This is a genomic window from Ralstonia mannitolilytica (genome assembly GCF_905397375.1).
In the GTDB taxonomy this organism is placed as follows: domain Bacteria; phylum Pseudomonadota; class Gammaproteobacteria; order Burkholderiales; family Burkholderiaceae; genus Ralstonia; species Ralstonia mannitolilytica.
This window is the reverse complement of sequence record NZ_CAJPVG010000006.1, coordinates 1-15,048: the sequence shown is the minus strand read 5'-3', so window position 1 is coordinate 15,048 and position 15,048 is coordinate 1. Positions and strand designations below refer to the sequence as shown.

The 15,048-nt window shown below is 63.9% G+C and carries 18 protein-coding genes; 11 read left to right on the top strand and 7 right to left on the bottom strand.

Annotation, left to right across the window (positions count from 1 at the left end; all coding sequences use genetic code 11):
• Positions 1 to 19 precede the first annotated feature (19 nt).
• The 5 genes from KHN96_RS12940 (at position 20) to KHN96_RS12920 (ending at position 2,977) form a co-directional block, all read left to right on the top strand.
• The gene (locus tag KHN96_RS12940) at positions 20 to 397 is read left to right on the top strand and encodes a CidA/LrgA family protein (RefSeq protein ID WP_045787645.1); all 378 of its coding nucleotides are present in this window, start codon (positions 20 to 22) and stop codon (positions 395 to 397) included.
• Positions 394 to 1,125, top strand: a complete 732-nt coding sequence (locus KHN96_RS12935) for an LrgB family protein (RefSeq protein ID WP_045787646.1) — start codon at positions 394 to 396, stop codon at positions 1,123 to 1,125. Before KHN96_RS12940 ends, KHN96_RS12935 begins: the two co-directional genes overlap by 4 nt.
• A 171-nt stretch (positions 1,126 to 1,296) precedes the next feature.
• Positions 1,297 to 1,692, top strand: a complete 396-nt coding sequence (locus KHN96_RS12930) for a VOC family protein (RefSeq protein ID WP_062737932.1) — start codon at positions 1,297 to 1,299, stop codon at positions 1,690 to 1,692.
• A 63-nt stretch (positions 1,693 to 1,755) separates the two neighbouring features.
• Entirely contained in the window at positions 1,756 to 2,235 is a 480-nt protein-coding gene (locus tag KHN96_RS12925; protein WP_115044073.1) for a cupin domain-containing protein, read from the top strand.
• Positions 2,236 to 2,278: 43 nt separating this feature from the next.
• Entirely contained in the window at positions 2,279 to 2,977 is a 699-nt protein-coding gene (locus KHN96_RS12920; RefSeq protein ID WP_045787649.1) for a helix-turn-helix transcriptional regulator, read from the top strand.
• Positions 2,978 to 2,993: 16 nt separating this feature from the next.
• Here the strand turns inward: KHN96_RS12920 and KHN96_RS12915 are convergent, their stop codons facing one another.
• The 3 genes from KHN96_RS12915 to KHN96_RS12905 are packed head-to-tail and all read right to left on the bottom strand — an operon-like array spanning position 2,994 to position 5,746.
• On the bottom strand, positions 2,994 to 3,491 hold the full coding sequence (locus tag KHN96_RS12915) for a glutathione peroxidase (RefSeq protein WP_062737933.1): 498 nt from the start codon (positions 3,489 to 3,491) through the stop codon (positions 2,994 to 2,996).
• A gap of 18 nt (positions 3,492 to 3,509) precedes the next feature.
• A complete protein-coding gene (locus KHN96_RS12910) occupies positions 3,510 to 4,649 on the bottom strand; it encodes a PilT/PilU family type 4a pilus ATPase (RefSeq protein ID WP_045787651.1) in 1,140 nt (379 codons plus the stop codon).
• Positions 4,650 to 4,702: 53 nt separating this feature from the next.
• A complete protein-coding gene (locus KHN96_RS12905) occupies positions 4,703 to 5,746 on the bottom strand; it encodes a type IV pilus twitching motility protein PilT (RefSeq protein ID WP_045787652.1) in 1,044 nt (347 codons plus the stop codon).
• 123 nt (positions 5,747 to 5,869) lie between these two features.
• Between KHN96_RS12905 and KHN96_RS12900 the strand changes: the two genes are divergently transcribed.
• From KHN96_RS12900 to KHN96_RS12890, 3 genes are read left to right on the top strand one after another with little or no spacing between them, the layout of a single operon-like run.
• Positions 5,870 to 6,586 (top strand): YggS family pyridoxal phosphate-dependent enzyme, encoded by a 717-nt coding sequence (locus tag KHN96_RS12900; protein WP_062737934.1) that lies wholly within the window; start codon positions 5,870 to 5,872, stop codon positions 6,584 to 6,586.
• 30 nt (positions 6,587 to 6,616) lie between these two features.
• Positions 6,617 to 7,441, top strand: coding sequence for a pyrroline-5-carboxylate reductase (gene proC, locus KHN96_RS12895; RefSeq protein WP_045787654.1), 825 nt, complete (start codon positions 6,617 to 6,619; stop codon positions 7,439 to 7,441).
• 32 nt (positions 7,442 to 7,473) lie between these two features.
• Complete coding sequence (locus KHN96_RS12890) at positions 7,474 to 7,749, top strand: hypothetical protein (RefSeq protein ID WP_062737935.1); 276 nt, start codon at positions 7,474 to 7,476, stop codon at positions 7,747 to 7,749.
• Here the strand turns inward: KHN96_RS12890 and ubiA are convergent.
• The 4 genes from ubiA to KHN96_RS12870 form a co-directional block, all read right to left on the bottom strand.
• Positions 7,746 to 8,621: a 4-hydroxybenzoate octaprenyltransferase gene (ubiA, locus tag KHN96_RS12885; RefSeq protein ID WP_062737985.1), complete on the bottom strand. Its 876-nt coding sequence runs from the start codon at positions 8,619 to 8,621 to the stop codon at positions 7,746 to 7,748. The genes KHN96_RS12890 and ubiA overlap by 4 nt on opposite strands.
• A gap of 64 nt (positions 8,622 to 8,685) precedes the next feature.
• Complete coding sequence (gene katG / locus KHN96_RS12880) at positions 8,686 to 10,848, bottom strand: catalase/peroxidase HPI (RefSeq protein WP_062737936.1); 2,163 nt, start codon at positions 10,846 to 10,848, stop codon at positions 8,686 to 8,688.
• Between the two features lie 126 nt (positions 10,849 to 10,974).
• Positions 10,975 to 11,475, bottom strand: a complete 501-nt coding sequence (locus KHN96_RS12875) for a Dps family protein (RefSeq protein ID WP_045787657.1) — start codon at positions 11,473 to 11,475, stop codon at positions 10,975 to 10,977.
• A gap of 161 nt (positions 11,476 to 11,636) precedes the next feature.
• Positions 11,637 to 11,879, bottom strand: a complete 243-nt coding sequence (locus tag KHN96_RS12870) for a hypothetical protein (RefSeq protein WP_045787658.1) — start codon at positions 11,877 to 11,879, stop codon at positions 11,637 to 11,639.
• Between the two features lie 740 nt (positions 11,880 to 12,619).
• Between KHN96_RS12870 and KHN96_RS12865 the strand changes: the two genes are divergently transcribed.
• From KHN96_RS12865 to KHN96_RS12855, 3 genes are all read left to right on the top strand, one after another.
• Positions 12,620 to 13,840 (top strand): AAA family ATPase, encoded by a 1,221-nt coding sequence (locus KHN96_RS12865; protein WP_012435751.1) that lies wholly within the window; start codon positions 12,620 to 12,622, stop codon positions 13,838 to 13,840.
• 103 nt (positions 13,841 to 13,943) lie between these two features.
• Positions 13,944 to 14,183, top strand: coding sequence for a hypothetical protein (locus tag KHN96_RS12860; RefSeq protein WP_104610498.1), 240 nt, complete (start codon positions 13,944 to 13,946; stop codon positions 14,181 to 14,183).
• Positions 14,161 to 14,937, top strand: coding sequence for a metallophosphoesterase (locus KHN96_RS12855; RefSeq protein ID WP_012435749.1), 777 nt, complete (start codon positions 14,161 to 14,163; stop codon positions 14,935 to 14,937). Before KHN96_RS12860 ends, KHN96_RS12855 begins: the two co-directional genes overlap by 23 nt.
• Positions 14,938 to 15,048: the final 111 nt, after the last annotated feature.

Below are 15,048 nucleotides of genomic sequence, written 5' to 3'. Positions count from 1 at the left end.
CGTTTGTTCCGGAGGCCCCATGCTGCAAACCTTCGCGATCCTGTTGACGTTCCAGTCGGTGGGAGAGCTGTTGACGTATTCCCTGCACCTGCCCGTGCCCGGCCCGGTGATCGGCATGGTGCTGCTGGTCATTTACCTGCTGGTGGACAAGGGCCGCGTGCTCGAAGTCATGCAGGGCACCGTGAGTGAACTGCTGCGGCACCTGACCATCCTGTTCGTGCCGGCCGGCGTAGGCGTCATGACGCAACTGAACCGCATCGGGCAGGAATGGCTGCCGATCGTGGTGGCGACCGTCGTATCGACATGGCTGGCGATTGCCGCCGGGGCGCTGGTCACGCGCGCGCTGATGCGCCGCATCGGAGACCACGGCGAATCGCACGAGGAGCTCGCCCCATGAGCGCGATGGCCCCTAACCTGCACCAGCTCTGGGTGTACCTCGCTGCGAGCCCACTGCTGGGCCTGACCGCCACGCTCATCGCCTATCTGATCGGCGTGCGTCTGCATGAGCGCAGCCGCTTCAACCCGATGGTCAATCCGCTGCTGATTGCGGTCGTCATCCTCGGCACGCTGCTGACCGTGACAGGCACGCCTTACAAGACCTACTTTGACGGCGCGCAGTTCGTGCACTTCCTGCTGGGGCCGGCCACGGTGGCGCTGGCGGTGCCGCTGTTTCAGCAATGGGCGAAGCTGCGCCGCCACGCGTTGCCGCTCATGGCCGGGCTGCTTGCGGGATCGGTCGTGGCGGTGGTGTCTGCCGTGGGCATCGCGTGGCTGTTGGGTGCATCGCCGGAAACGCTGCGCTCGATGGCGCCGAAATCGGTGACGATCCCGATCGCCATGGGCATCTCGGAGAAGATCGGCGGCGCGCCGACCATCACGGCAGTACTGGTGCTCATTACCGGCATTGTCGGCGCGACGACCACGACGCGGCTGCTGAACCTGCTGCGCGTGCGTGAGTACAGCGTGCGGGGCTTTGCCACCGGCATTGCGGCGCATGGCATTGGCACCGCGCGAGCGTTTCAGGTCAATCCGGAAGCCGGCGCGTTCTCGGCGCTGGGCATGGGCCTGAACGGCGTGCTGACAGCGGTGCTGGTGCCGCTGCTGGCGGGCTGGATTCCCCACTGAGCCGCCTTCCCCTCCGCCCCGGCATTCACTGCCTGGGCAACCTGAAACACGATCCTCAGTCCTCCTGAATGCTCCTGACAGAACGCTGTCAGGAGCCCCCCGCCAGAATCGCTCCACCTCAACCGGCAACGGCACTCCCAACCGCCTGCGCCACCTACTGGAGCGAACATCATGGCAAGCGTCATCAACTGGTTTGAAATCCCCGCCAACGATTTCCCGCGCGCGGTGAAGTTCTACGAGAACGTCTTCGACACGCAGCTCAAGCAGGAAGACATGGGCGACATGACCATGGGCGTGTTTCCGGCAGGTGAGACGACGATTCACGGCGCGCTGGTCAAGGGCGAAGGCTTTGCACCGTCCGACAAGGGCAGCGTGGTCTACCTGAATGCGCCGGACCTGGACGCCGTGCTCGAGCGCGTGAACGGCAGCGGCGGCCAATGCGTGTTCGGGCCGATGACGCTGCCCGACCACATGGGCCGCATCGCCCACATCGTCGACACCGAAGGCAACCGCATCGGCCTGCATGAGCCCGATGCCAAGACGCAGGCGTACCTGCTGCAGCAGTAACGCCGCTTTCCCCAAGGCCGGCGCGCCGGCGTCGGCCGACTCACCAAGACAGAGAAGAACACCATGCCGAGTCAATCGCCGTACCTCATGCGCGCTGCCGACATTGCCGCGCGCACGCAGTCGTTTTCACACCCCTGGAACAGCCTGTCGGAAATCCACGGCACCATGATGGGCCGGCTGCTGGGGCTCAAGCGCACCGGCGTGAATTTCGCCCGCGTGCCGCCGGGCAAGGAGTCGTTCGTCTACCACTCGCACCAGCGCGAGGAGGAGTGGATCTACATCCTCTCCGGCGAGGCGCAGGCGGAGATCGATGACAGCGTCTTCATCGTCCGCCCCGGCGATTTCATGGCCTTCCCCACAGGCGTGGCGCACCACCTGCGCAACTGCGGCAAGGAAGACCTGCTCTACCTGTGCGGCGGCGAGCATCTGAACATCGAGATTGCCGATTTTCCGCGGCTCGGCAAGCGGATGCTGCGCTGTGGCGAGCAGGTGGACGTGGTGGACCTCCACCCGCAGCGCGAGCTGACGCCCTTCGGCGCGTAGGGGAAAGACTGTGCGGATTGCGCGCGGCAAGAAGCCCACTACAATGCCGCGCATGACACGCCGCGCCGACCGCCTCTTCCAGATCGCCCAGATCCTGCGAGGCCGCCGTCTGACCACGGCGGCGATGCTGGCCGACCGCCTGGGCGTGTCCGAGCGCACGGTGTATCGGGACATCCGCGATCTGTCCGTCTCGGGCGTGCCGATCGAGGGCGAGGCCGGCATCGGCTACCGCATGCGCGCCGATTTCGACCTCGCGCCGCTGATGTTCACGCCGGATGAGGTCGAAGCGCTGGTTGCCGGCGCGCGGATGATCAAGGCGTGGGGCGGCGGCGCCATGGCCGGCTCCGTGGAAGCCGCGCTCGAGAAGCTGATGGGCGCCCTGCCCGCCGAGCGCCGCACCGAAGCGGAAACGACGCGCATCTTCGCGCCCGGCTACGGCATGGGCAGCGAGGTCAAGCAGATCTTCGATACGCTGCATGCGGCGCTGGGCCGCCACGCCGTGGCGCGGCTGTCCTACCGCGACGCCCAAGGCCAGCTGACGGACCGCTGCATCCAGCCGCTCGGGCTGTTCTTCTGGGGCCAGGTGTGGCTCGTGGCCGCATGGTGCGAGCACCGCCAGGACTACCGCACGTTCCGCCTCGACCGCTGCGTGAAGGTCGACATTCTCGAACGCCACTTCGCCGAATCCGCCGAGCGCTCGCTGGCGGATTTCATGCGCAAGGTGCGCGGGTCGTCGGACTGACGTTGAAGCCGGCGCGTCAGGCCGGATCCGGCTCGGCCAGCAGCATTTCGATGTCGCCGACGATCTCGTCGGGCTTGGTCAGCGGTGCATAGCGCTTGTAGACCGTGCCGTCGCGGCGCAGCAGGAACTTGGTGAAGTTCCACTTGATCGCCTGGGTGCCGAGCACGCCAGGTTTTTCCGACGTGAGCCACTTGTACAGCGGATGCGCATTCGCCCCGTTCACGTCGATCTTGCCGAACATCGGGAACGACACGCCGTAGTTCTTCTCGCAGAACGCGCCGATCTCATCTGCGCTGCCCGGCTCCTGCTTGCCGAACTGGTTGCACGGGAAACCGAGCACTTCCAGCCCCTTGTCGTGCAGGCGCTTGTACACCGCCTCGAGCCCGGCGTATTGCGGCGTGAACCCGCATTGGCTGGCCGTGTTGACGATCAGCAGGACCTTGCCCTTGTACTGCGACAACGGCACGCGCTGGCCGGTCAGCGAATCGGCTTCGAAGGCGTAGATGTCGGTCATGGGCGTCTCCAGATACGCTTACACCACGTTCAGATGTTCGGTGCCGGCCGCCAGGTCGGTCTGCCCGGCGCGCTTGCTGTGCAGCTTGATCTGCAGGCGCAGGTCGTTGAGCGAGTCGGCGTTGCGCAGGGCGTCTTCGTAGGTGATCTTGTCCGCCTCGTACAGCTCGAACAGCGCCTGGTCGAAGGAAATCATGCCCTGCTCGCGCGATTTCTTCATGACCTCCTTCAGCTCGTGCACCTCGCCCTTGAAGATGAGGTCCTGCACCAGCGGCGTGGCCAGCATGATCTCCACGGCCGGCACGCGCCCCTTCTTGCCTTTGCGCGGCAGCAGGCGCTGCGCAATCATCGCGCGCAGGTTCAGCGAGAGGTCGATCAGCAACTGCTGGCGCTTCTCTTCCGGAAAGAAGTTGATGATGCGGTCGATGGCCTGGTTCGAGCTGTTGGCGTGCAGCGTGGCGAGGCACAGGTGGCCGGTTTCCGCATACTGGATGGCGTATTCCATCGTGTCGCGATCGCGGATTTCGCCGATCAGGATCACATCCGGCGCCTGGCGCAGCGTGTTCTTCAGCGCCACGTGCCACGACTCGGTGTCCACGCCGACCTCGCGCTGCGTGACCACACAGTTCTGGTGCGCGTGCACGTATTCGACCGGGTCTTCGATCGTGATGATATGGCCGTACGAATTGGCGTTGCGATGCCCCACCATGGCCGCCAGCGAGGTCGACTTGCCCGAGCCGGTGGCGCCCACCACGATCACCAGGCCGCGCTTGCTCATCACGATGTCGTTGAGGATCGGCGGCAGGTCAAGCTCGTCCAGCGAGGGGATCTTCGTGTTGATGGTCCGCAGCACCATGCCGGCGCGGCCCTGCTGCACGAAGGCCGACACGCGAAAGCGCCCGGCACCCGGGGCCGTGATGGCGAAGTTGCACTCAAGGGTCTGTTCGTACTCGCGCAGCTGCTTCTCGTTCATGATCGCCTTGACCAGGCTCATGGCCTGCGTGGCGTTCAACGGCTGCTGCGAGATCGGCGTGACCTTGCCGTCCACCTTGATGGCGGGCGGGAAATCCGACGTGATGAACAAGTCCGAGCCACGGCTGTTCACCATCAACTGCAGGAGTTCGTGGATGTATTTGGTGGCGGCTTCGCGGTCCAGCATGGCGTGCCCCTCCTTGAAGTCGGTGAGTGGTCGCCGCAGCGACCGTCAATGCGTCAGTTCGCGAACGCGTCGGGGTTCTTGGCGATGGCGCGCGCATCCGCGTAGTTGATCGCCGAGCGCTTGATGAGGTCGGCCAGGCACTGGTCGAGCGTCTGCATGCCCATGCCGCTGCTGGTCTGCATCATCGAGTACATCTGCGAGATCTTGTTCTCACGGATCAGGTGGCGGATGGCCGGCGTCGTGATCATGATCTCGTGCGCCGCAATCCGCCCCGAGCCGTCGCGCGTCTTGAGCAGCGTCTGCGAGATCACCGCCTCCAGCGATTCAGAAAGCATGGTCCGCACCATGTCTTTCTCTTCCGACGGGAACACGTCGACCACCCGGTCGATCGTCTTGGCCGCAGAACTCGTGTGCAGCGTGGCGAACACCAAGTGGCCGGTTTCAGCGGCCGTCAGCGCCAGGCGGATGGTTTCCAGGTCACGCAATTCGCCGACGAGGATGACGTCCGGGTCTTCACGCAGCGCCGACTTCAGTGCATTGGCGAACGACAGCGTGTGCGGCCCGAGTTCGCGCTGGTTGATCAGGCTCTTCTTCGATTCGTGCACGAATTCGATCGGGTCCTCCACCGTGAGGATGTGGCCCATGTCGTTTTCGTTGCGGTGGTTCACCATCGCGGCCAGCGTGGTGGACTTGCCCGAGCCGGTCGGGCCGGTCACGAGCACCAGGCCGCGCGGCTTCATCGCCAGCTCGGCAAACACGGGCGGCGCCTTCAGGTCGTCCAGCGAGAGCACCTTCGACGGAATCGTCCGGAACACGGCCGAGGCGCCGCGGTTCTGGTTGAACGCGTTGACCCGGAAGCGGGACAGGCCCGGAATCTCAAACGAGAAGTCGACTTCCAGGTTTTCTTCGTAGACCTTGCGCTGCACGTCGCTCATGATGTCGTACACCATGGCGTGCACATCCTGGTGCGTGAGCGGCGGCACATTGATCCGGCGCATGTCGCCGTGGATCCGGATCATCGGCGGCAGGCCGGCCGACAGATGCAGGTCCGACGCCTTGTTCTTGGCCGAGAAGGCCAGAAGCTGCGCGATGTCCATCTTATAATGACCCCCGACTTTTTTATGTCGCCCGGGCGTCGCAATGGCGCTCCGAGACGCGCTCCGAGCCGTCGATTCGACGTGCCGGAACCCTTGTTTATTTGTAACAAACGTCGCCGGATTATGTCTGTAATCGCCGCCAACTTGCAAGCCGTGCGTCAGCGGATCACAACGGCCTGCACACTGGCTTCGCGCGATGCTGCGGGTGTCACATTGCTGGCCGTTTCCAAGACGTTCGACGCCCACGCGGTGCGTGCAGCGCACGCCGCCGGTCAGCGCCTGTTCGGCGAGAACTACGTGCAGGAAGGCGTAGCCAAGATGGACGCGCTGGCCGATCTGCGCACCGGTCCGGACCCGATCTCCTGGCATTTCATCGGCCCGCTGCAAAGCAACAAGACCCGCGCGGTGGCCGAGCGCTTTGACTGGGTCCACAGCATCGACCGGCTCAAGATTGCCGAACGGCTGTCTGCGCAGCGCCCCGAGCACTTGCCGCCGCTGCAGATCTGCCTCGAAATCAACATCAGCCGTCAAGCCAGCAAGCATGGCCTGCTGCCGGACTTCGACGGCGTGCTTGCGGTGGCGCGCGCCGTCTCGGCCCTGCCCCGTCTGCAATTGCGCGGCCTGATGGCGGTGCCCGAGCCCACCGACGACCCCGCCGCGCGACGCCGGCCCTTTGCCGCCTTGCGCGCCCTCGCCGATCAGCTGCACGAGGCGGGCATCCCGCTCGATACCCTGTCGATGGGCATGTCCGCCGACCTGGAAGACGCGATTGCCGAAGGCGCGACCATCGTCCGCGTCGGCAGTGCCATCTTCGGGGCGCGGCATTATGCCAACGCCTGAATTCCTGTTTTCTCTCACACCACAACTCTCATGCTCGACACTCTGAAACTCGGCTTCATCGGCGGCGGCAACATGGCCGCGGCCCTCATCGGCGGCCTGATCGCCAAGGGCGCGCACGGCGCCAACATCGTGGTGGTAGACCCGACCGAACCCGCGCGCAGTCGCGCCGAGCAGACCTGGGGCGCCCGCACGGCCGCCACTCCGGGCGCAGAACTCGCCGACCGCGACGTGATCGTGCTGGCAGTCAAGCCGCAGCAGATGCGGGAGGTATGCGCACAACTGGCGCCGCACCTGGGCGACAGCCTGGTGCTGTCGGTGGCGGCCGGCATCCGCATTCAGGATCTGTCGCGCTGGCTGAATGGCCACGCTCGCATCGTGCGGGGGATGCCCAACACGCCGGCGCTCTCCGGCCTCGGCATGACAGGCCTGGCCGCGAACGCCGGCCTGTCGGAGGACGACCGCGCCACGGCCAGCGCCATCGCCAACGCCGTCGGCAAAAGCGTCTGGGTGCCGAGCGAAGCGCAGATCGACGCCGTCACGGCCATCTCGGGCAGCGGCCCGGCGTATGTGTTCTATTTCATCGAGGCGATGCAGCAGGCTGCGCAGGAGCTGGGCCTGTCTGCCGAAGACGGCCGTACGCTGGCGGTGGAAACGTTCCTCGGTGCGGCCACGCTGGCGGGCCAGTCGGCCGAACCCGTGGAACTGCTGCGTGAGCGCGTGACGTCCAAGGGCGGGACGACGTATGCAGCGCTGACGTCGATGGAGGGCGCCGGCGTCAAGGCGGCGTTTGTGCGCGCCATGCACGCTGCGGCCGCGCGCGGCAAGGAAATGGGCGAAGAATTGGGCCGCGACTGATCGACACTGCAACGAACGGACGGCATCAGCGCATGGACGCCGGTCTCTTCGTCATCGAACAGCCGGGGCTGTTCAAGGCAGCGATGGTGCTTGCTTTGCCACTGGCGTACTGGCTGTGGCGCCGGTTCTTTGAAGATGGCCACGGTTTTCTGCGCAGCCTGCGCATGGCGCTGCAGCCTGACATCGTGTCGGCGCTGCGCGGCGAATATCCGGATGCCTTCTGGGAGATGCTGCGCGTACTCGCCCTTGCGGCGGGCTGCGCAGCCGGCCTCACGCTCATTTACAAGGGACTGTGCCTCGTCCTCTAGCGCAGCGCATACGCCGCCGCAACGCCCGCAAACAGGCAGGCGCCCAGCCAGTTGTTGTGACGGAAGACAAAGAAGCATTTCATCCGGTCACGCGTCTGCAGCATCGGGTAGTACCACAGCGCCAGCGCCACCGCTGCGGCAAACCCGATCCAATACGCCACACCCAGCGCCATCACATGGCCGGCCCAGGCCATGATCCCGAAGAAGCCGGCATAGCACAGCATGATCGCCGCCACATCGAAGCGGCCAAACGTGATGGCCGACGTCTTGATGCCGATGAGCAGGTCGTCATCCCGATCGACCATCGCATAGGCGGTGTCGTAGGCGACGGCCCAGAACACGTTGCCGACGAGCATCAGCCACGCCAGCACGGGCACGTGGTCCTGCACCGCTGCGTAGGCCATCGGAATGCCGAAGCCGAACGCAATCCCCAGGTATGCCTGCGGAATCGCAAAGAAGCGCTTGAAGAACGGGTACGTGCCGGCAATCAGCACCGCCGCCACCGACATCCACTTGGTCAGCGCATTGAGCGGCAGGATCAGCGTGAAAGCGGTGATGGACAGCACGGCTGCCAGGGCCAGCGCCTCCCACGGCGCGATGAGGCCGGCGGTGATCGGCCGCTCCTTGGTGCGCTTGACGTGCTTGTCGAAATCCCGGTCGGCCCAGTCGTTCACGGCGCACCCGGCCGAGCGCATCAGGAACGTGCCGACCGTGAAGATCACCACCAGCGAGACCGGTGGATGTCCCTCGGCGGACATCCACAATGCCCACAGCGTCGGCCACAGCAGGAGCAGCGTGCCGATCGGTTTGTCCATGCGCATGAGGCGCGCGTAGAGCACGGGGCGGCTGGGCTGGGCAGCAGACGATTGCATCAGAATCACCAAGGAAAAATGGCGCCTGCACGAGGCAAGGCGCCATTTTAGTCCCGACGCGCGGTCAGGCCGCCAGATCGAAACGGTCCAGGTTCATCACTTTTACCCAGGCCGCCACGAACTCGCGGAGGAAGCGGTCCTTGCCGTCGGCGCTGCCGTACACCTCGGCCAGCGCACGCAGGATCGAATTCGAACCGAACACCAGGTCCACACGCGTGCCCGTCCACTTCAGCTCGCCGGTCTTGCGGTCGTAGCCTTCGTAGATGTCACCGGCGGGCTTCCATTCGGTGCCCATGTCGAGCAGGTTGACGAAGAAGTCGTTCGTCAGCGCGCCAGGGGTCTTTGTGAAGACACCGTGCTGGCTGCCGTCTGCGTTGATGTTGATGGCGCGCAGACCGCCGATCAGCACGGTCAGCTCGGGCGCCGTCAGCGTCAGCAATTGCGCCTTGTCGAGCAGCAGTACTTCGGCCGGCACCGCGAACTTCGTCTTCTCGTAGTTGCGGAAGCCATCGGCCACCGGTTCCAGCACCGAGAACGACGCGGCATCTGTCTGTTCCTGCGTGGCGTCGACGCGGCCCGGCGTGAACGGCACGGTGAGCGTCGTGCCGGCGGCCTTGGCGGCCAGCTCAATGCCCACGCTGCCAGCCAGCACGATCACATCCGCCAGCGATGCCTTGCCCGAGGCGCGCTGGATCGCTTCCAGCCTGGCCAGCGTCCCGGCCACGGCCTGGTTGACGGCCCAATCGTTCTGCGGCGCCAGGCGAATGCGTGCACCGTTGGCCCCGCCGCGCTTGTCCGAGCCGCGGAACGTCGAGGCCGAAGCCCAGGCCACCGCCACCAGTTCCGAGGCCGACAGGCCGGATTCCGCAATCTTCGCCTTGAGGTCGGCGATATCGGCGTCGGTCGGCTGGTGCACGGCTGCCGGCAGCGGGTCTTGCCAGATCAGGTCTTCGCGCGGCACTTCCGGGCCGAGGTAGCGCGACTTTGGGCCCAGGTCACGGTGCGTGAGCTTGAACCACGCACGCGCAAAGGCTTCGGCAAAGGCCTGCGGGTTGTTCAGGAAGCGGCGGGAGATCTTCTCGTAGGCCGGGTCGAAGCGCAGCGACAGGTCGGTCGTCAGCATCGTGGGCTTGCGCTTGGGCGAGTCCGGCGTCGGGCCGGGGATGACCGCTTCCGCGTCTTTGGCGACCCACTGCAGCGCGCCGGCCGGGCTCCTCTCCTGCACCCATTCGTACTTGAACAGATTCTCGAAGAAGAAGTTGCTCCATTGCGCGGGCGTCTGCGTCCAGGTGACTTCCAGCCCGCTGGTGATGGCGTCCGCGCCCTTGCCGGTGCCATACGTGCTGGCCCAGCCCAGGCCTTGCGCTTCCAGCGGCGCGGCCTCGACATCGGCGCCAACGTGGCTGGCCGGCCCGGCACCGTGCGTCTTGCCGAACGTGTGGCCGCCGGCGATCAACGCCACGGTTTCTTCATCGTCCATCGCCATGCGGGCGAAGGTTTCGCGGATGTCCTTGGCCGCCTCGAGCGGATCGCCAGGGGCGTGCTCGGGGCCTTCCGGGTTCACGTAGATCAGGCCCATCTGCACCGCCGCGAGCGGGTTGGCGAGGTTGCGCTCGCCCGAATAGCGCGTGGCTTCCAGCCACTTGGTCTCGTTGCCCCAGTAGACGTCGTTGTCCGGTTCCCAGGTGTCTTCGCGACCGCCGGCAAAGCCGAACGTGCGGAAGCCCATGGTTTCGAGCGCGACGTTGCCTGTCAGGATCAGCAGATCGGCCCACGAGATGGCCTGACCGTACTTCTGCTTGATCGGCCACAGCAGGCGGCGCGACTTGTCGATGTTGACGTTGTCGGGCCACGAGTTGAGCGGCGCGAAACGCTGCTGGCCGCGTCCTGCGCCACCGCGGCCATCGCCCGTGCGGTAGGTGCCGGCAGCGTGCCACGCCATGCGGATGAACTGCGGGCCGTAGTGACCGAAGTCGGCCGGCCACCAGTCCTGCGAGTCAGTCATCAGTTTGCGCAGGTCGGCCTTGAGGGCGTCATAGTCGATCGACTTGAACGCCTCGCGGTAATTGAACTGCTTGCCGAGCGGATCCGACTTCTCGGAATGCTGGTTCAGCAAATCAACGCGCAGTTGATTGGGCCACCAGTCCTTGTTGGACGTACCGCCACCGAAGGCGTGGGAAGCAGCGGGGCCATGGCCGGAAAACGGGCATTTAGCTTCAGTCGTCATCATTCTCTCGTTGAGGTCTGGGGAGTGATGTGCCCCACCCCGGCAACCGTGCCGGCCGCCGGAGGGAGCCCAGTTCGCTGCTGTTGAAACGCCCGTCAAAGGCGTGGCGATACGGCCATCAAGGCATTACGCCAGCAGGGAGCGCAGCATCCACGCGGTCTTCTCGTGAATGTCCATGCGTTGGGTGAGCAGGTCTGCCGTCGGTTCGTCGGCGGCCTTGTCGACATCCGGGAACAGGCTACGGGCGGTGCGCGTCACGGCTTCGTGGCCGGCCACCAGCTCGCGCACCATGTCCATCGCCTCGGGCACGCCCTTCGATTCGGGAATCGACGACAGCTTGGCGAACTCCGAATACGAACCCGGCGCCGGATAACCGAGCGCACGAATGCGTTCGGCCACCGGGTCGACGGCATTCCACAGCTCGTTGTACTGCGTCTCGAACATCAGATGCAGCGTGTTGAACATCGGACCGGTGACGTTCCAGTGGAAGTAGTGCGTCTTCAGGTAGAGCGAATACGTATCGGCCAGCAGGCGCGACAGGCCTTCAGCGATCTTCTTGCGGTCCTTGTCGGCAATACCGATGTTGATCTGGGCTGCGGCCACTGCGCCGCCGTTCTTCTTTGCCATCTGAAATCCCCTGGAAAAGTGGTGTGCAAAATCGCGAGTGCCGACCGAAATCAGATCAGCCACGCGAGCGTCCAGCCTTGCTTTCGGTTGCCAGGCCCGCTGCGAGTTCCGAGCATGGCATCGCCCTGTGACGAAACCACGCGCGAACGGCAACCGGACGGTCAGGCCGTCAACTGCACCATGCTGTGCAGGAGGACGATCATAGCGCCCGCCGCCACAATGACCAGGCCAATCTGCTTGCGCACCCACTTGCGTTGCAGGCGGGCAGATTCCGCCAGGCGCGTGCCCCGACCACCGGCCGCGCTTCCCGGCATGCCGGACAGCATCGGCACCTCGGCCTGCGCGGCGCGCACCGTGTGAGCAAACCCCTGCCATTCCGAAACGAACATCCGCACCATTGCCACGATCTTTCCTCCTTGCAGTCCAGCGCCCTTTCGCGAACCTCAGGTCAATGCGATTCACCGTAGACGGCCAGCCACTCCAGCACGGCTGCAATGGCATCTGAGGCAAGGCGGGTGGACATGACTGGCTCCAGTAATCAGCGGCGAGCCGGCTGGCTCACAATGGAAAGCACTCTACCTTGGCGCTATGGATTCGTGAATTTGATTGTTTTTATCTATGAATTAGACGTGCGCTATGGCCGTCATGCAAAAAGCATGGTGTCCGCGTAGCGAAGATAATTAGAAAATAGCGAAGTAGATTAGAAAATATCGAAGTTTGGATTGGGTGCTACCCAGCGAGAAGCCGCACTACAGAGCCATTCCCCTCACTTTTTCGGCTCTACGAAATGATGCGCCGCACCATTTGATGCGCAGCGCATCCGCCCATCACGTCGTCCGACCACAACGTTCGCGGCTGCGAACCAAGTCCAGTACTTCGCCGGATAGCCTCAGCCTACCTGGTGTTGTATGGTTCAAGAACGTGGTTACACGAGCCGCATCACACCTTTCATACCTCCATGGCTGCCAAAGACACCTGCCGTCACCAATCGACCCCAGCGGTCGATGTCGGCAGCCGCGCGTTCGCTCCGTCAGAGCGAACTCACTCGCGAATAGCTGACTGACCTCGGGCTTCTTCGGCTCCCGGCGTTGCCGGGTTCGATGGCTGCGGCTGCAAGCCATTGATTCGCGTATGGAGAATCATCATGTCTGCTCCCCGGCAACCTTCGGAGCACCCACCTGGATTTGTTCCTTTAGGGGATCTGTCCGAGCAGCGTAGTGCGGCGGCATGGCATCTGCTCATCCCCTCGAACACGCACACCGTCCTTGAGGCTGCCCGACAAGCCAAACTGGACCTTGCGGTGATAAAAGAAGATGAGCATGAATCCTCATCTGCTGGACCGGCTGTGGCGACGCCGGCAGAAGTGGTTCCCGCTCCTCGCCGTGCTCGGCCCCGGCATATTCAGGTTTTTGGGCCTGAAGCGCTGGCGCTCGCCAACGAGCACATGCAAGGTGCAGACCGCAGCCAGCGGCGGTGCGCCGAGACATTGTTGGAGCGAGCCGGGAGCAATGAGGGCTACCGCGCACTACCTCGTGTTCGATCTGCCCTGAAGAAGCTCGAAACGGCGCGGAGCGTGTTCGGCAACCTGAGTGAGCCGATTGAGAAGCTCAGGATTGATCTCACGTTGAACAGTGCGATGCGGACAAAGGATTTCCGGATTCGGCCGATCCTGCTGACAGGACCACCAGGCATTGGAAAAACGCACTTTGCGCTGAAGTTGGCAGAGCTTCTGAATGTGCCAATGCGGAAGTGGTCCGCTGGAAGTGCCCAGGCAAGCTTCCAACTGACGGGCGGCGATAGCGCCTGGCACAGCGCTCGACCTGGGATGGTTATTGAGATGCTCGCCCGTGGCAGCTCGGCGACGCCTGTGCTCATCTTGGACGAAGTGGACAAGATTGGTAGCGATGTCCGCTACCCGGTAACTCCTGTACTGCTGGATCTACTTGAGTCCGAGACAGCAAGCACATTCCAAGACATGTTCTTGCATATGGCGTTTGACGCCAGTCGGATCATCTACGTCCTGACGGCCAATGATCTCAACGCTGTGCCTTCCCCGCTATTGAGCCGCGTAGAGGTGTTTGACATCCCGGCACCTGAGCCCGAGCAGCGGTTGCTGCTTGTTTTGGCGGAGGTGCAGCGGCTGCAGCGTGCCACCGGCAAGCGCATTGAGTTGGACGCCAGCGCGGCAGAAGCCTTGGCAGGACGGAGCGACCTAGATCTGCGCGCAACACATCGTTTGGTCCAGGATGCTTTTGCGACTGCGATGGCATCAGGAAAGCACGTCGCCGCGCCCAAGATGCCGCGGCGCGCCGGGCGGCAGGCGATCGGCTTCGTGGCAGACCGACAATCTGGTGAGCGGGCCTAGGGGCAATGAATCACCATGCCCGCGACCTACGCTATTGCAATCGCCCTGTGGAGAGACGCGCTGCCGCGAAGGCGTGGACGGAGTAATCTGGGGGGCAGGACAAATGGAGCAAGCCATGCCGGCAGACAAATTCGGCCGATTCATGACCAGCGATACATTTTTGACGCGCGCGGACGCGGCAGTTGCCGCGGCAGTACGCCGCCTCGAAAAGCAAGGCATCGTACCGGCTTACATCCGACGCCAACCAGAGCCGCAGGCAAAATCTGAAGCGGCCCCAAGCGACATCCCTCCTGATGTGAGCCAGGACGTCACGAGTAAGCATGAATCTCCTGGTTCTAAGTGACCTGCACCTCGAATTCACTACCCTCGACATCGACACGACGGGCGCTGATGTCATCGTGCTTGCTGGTGACATTCATATAGGCAAGCGAGGAATGCCTTGGATTGAAGCCCAGAGTCGTGGCCTGCCGGTCATCTATGTGCCTGGCAACCACGAGTTCTACAAAGGCGAGCACAGCAGAGTGCTGCGAGATCTGCGGGCGGCATGCGCGGCAACGTCGAACGTTCATCTCCTCGACATGGATAGATTCGTGATCGGGGACGTAGAGTTCCTAGGTGCCACGCTCTGGACAGACTTCGCTTTGTACGGGGGTACAGAAGAAAACGTGCGTACCGCCGAAGGCTACGCTGGTCGAGGCATGTCCGACTTCACCGGGGCCATTCGTTTTGAATCGCACGGGGTGTTCAGAAAGTTGCAACCGCGGGATACGACACGGATGCACCACGTCGCGCGCGACTGGCTCCGCACGGAACTAATGTCCCCTTCACAGCACAGGCGGGTGGTCGTTACCCATCACGCCCCTTCGGCCAAGAGTGTCTCGTCGCGCTATCAAGATGATCCGCTGACGTCTGCATATGCCAGCCGCATGGATGATGTGGTCCAACTGGCCGATCTATGGATTCATGGCCATATGCACGACAGCTTCGACTACAGCGTCGGCGCATGTCGCGTTATATGCAATCCACGGGGATATGCACCGAAAGGACACCCAGCGGAAAATCAGGCCTTCAGTACTGGATTAGTGCTTGAGATATAGGTAAGCACCCGGTGAACCCGTCTTGCCAGCTAGGTGGCGCTGGGCGTCCAGCGATGCGGGAGCAGTTCGGCGATGTCGGCCGCCTTGTGGGTCGGCAGTCGCGTGAGGACG

What these genes read in the sequence shown, in the direction of transcription:
- KHN96_RS12940 (WP_045787645.1), top strand. Translation starts at nt 20, where the DNA reads ATGCTGCAAACCTTCGCGATCCTGTTGACGTTCCAGTCGGTGGGAGAG.
- KHN96_RS12935 (WP_045787646.1), top strand. Translation starts at nt 394, where the DNA reads ATGAGCGCGATGGCCCCTAACCTGCACCAGCTCTGGGTGTACCTCGCT.
- KHN96_RS12930 (WP_062737932.1), top strand. Translation starts at nt 1,297, where the DNA reads ATGGCAAGCGTCATCAACTGGTTTGAAATCCCCGCCAACGATTTCCCG.
- KHN96_RS12925 (WP_115044073.1), top strand. Translation starts at nt 1,756, where the DNA reads ATGCCGAGTCAATCGCCGTACCTCATGCGCGCTGCCGACATTGCCGCG.
- KHN96_RS12920 (WP_045787649.1), top strand. Translation starts at nt 2,279, where the DNA reads ATGCCGCGCATGACACGCCGCGCCGACCGCCTCTTCCAGATCGCCCAG.
- KHN96_RS12915 (WP_062737933.1), bottom strand. Translation starts at nt 3,491, where the DNA reads ATGACCGACATCTACGCCTTCGAAGCCGATTCGCTGACCGGCCAGCGC.
- KHN96_RS12910 (WP_045787651.1), bottom strand. Translation starts at nt 4,649, where the DNA reads ATGCTGGACCGCGAAGCCGCCACCAAATACATCCACGAACTCCTGCAG.
- KHN96_RS12905 (WP_045787652.1), bottom strand. Translation starts at nt 5,746, where the DNA reads ATGGACATCGCGCAGCTTCTGGCCTTCTCGGCCAAGAACAAGGCGTCG.
- KHN96_RS12900 (WP_062737934.1), top strand. Translation starts at nt 5,870, where the DNA reads ATGTCTGTAATCGCCGCCAACTTGCAAGCCGTGCGTCAGCGGATCACA.
- proC (WP_045787654.1), top strand. Translation starts at nt 6,617, where the DNA reads ATGCTCGACACTCTGAAACTCGGCTTCATCGGCGGCGGCAACATGGCC.
- KHN96_RS12890 (WP_062737935.1), top strand. Translation starts at nt 7,474, where the DNA reads ATGGACGCCGGTCTCTTCGTCATCGAACAGCCGGGGCTGTTCAAGGCA.
- ubiA (WP_062737985.1), bottom strand. Translation starts at nt 8,621, where the DNA reads ATGCAATCGTCTGCTGCCCAGCCCAGCCGCCCCGTGCTCTACGCGCGC.
- katG (WP_062737936.1), bottom strand. Translation starts at nt 10,848, where the DNA reads ATGACGACTGAAGCTAAATGCCCGTTTTCCGGCCATGGCCCCGCTGCT.
- KHN96_RS12875 (WP_045787657.1), bottom strand. Translation starts at nt 11,475, where the DNA reads ATGGCAAAGAAGAACGGCGGCGCAGTGGCCGCAGCCCAGATCAACATC.
- KHN96_RS12865 (WP_012435751.1), top strand. Translation starts at nt 12,620, where the DNA reads ATGTCTGCTCCCCGGCAACCTTCGGAGCACCCACCTGGATTTGTTCCT.
- KHN96_RS12860 (WP_104610498.1), top strand. Translation starts at nt 13,944, where the DNA reads ATGGAGCAAGCCATGCCGGCAGACAAATTCGGCCGATTCATGACCAGC.
- KHN96_RS12855 (WP_012435749.1), top strand. Translation starts at nt 14,161, where the DNA reads ATGAATCTCCTGGTTCTAAGTGACCTGCACCTCGAATTCACTACCCTC.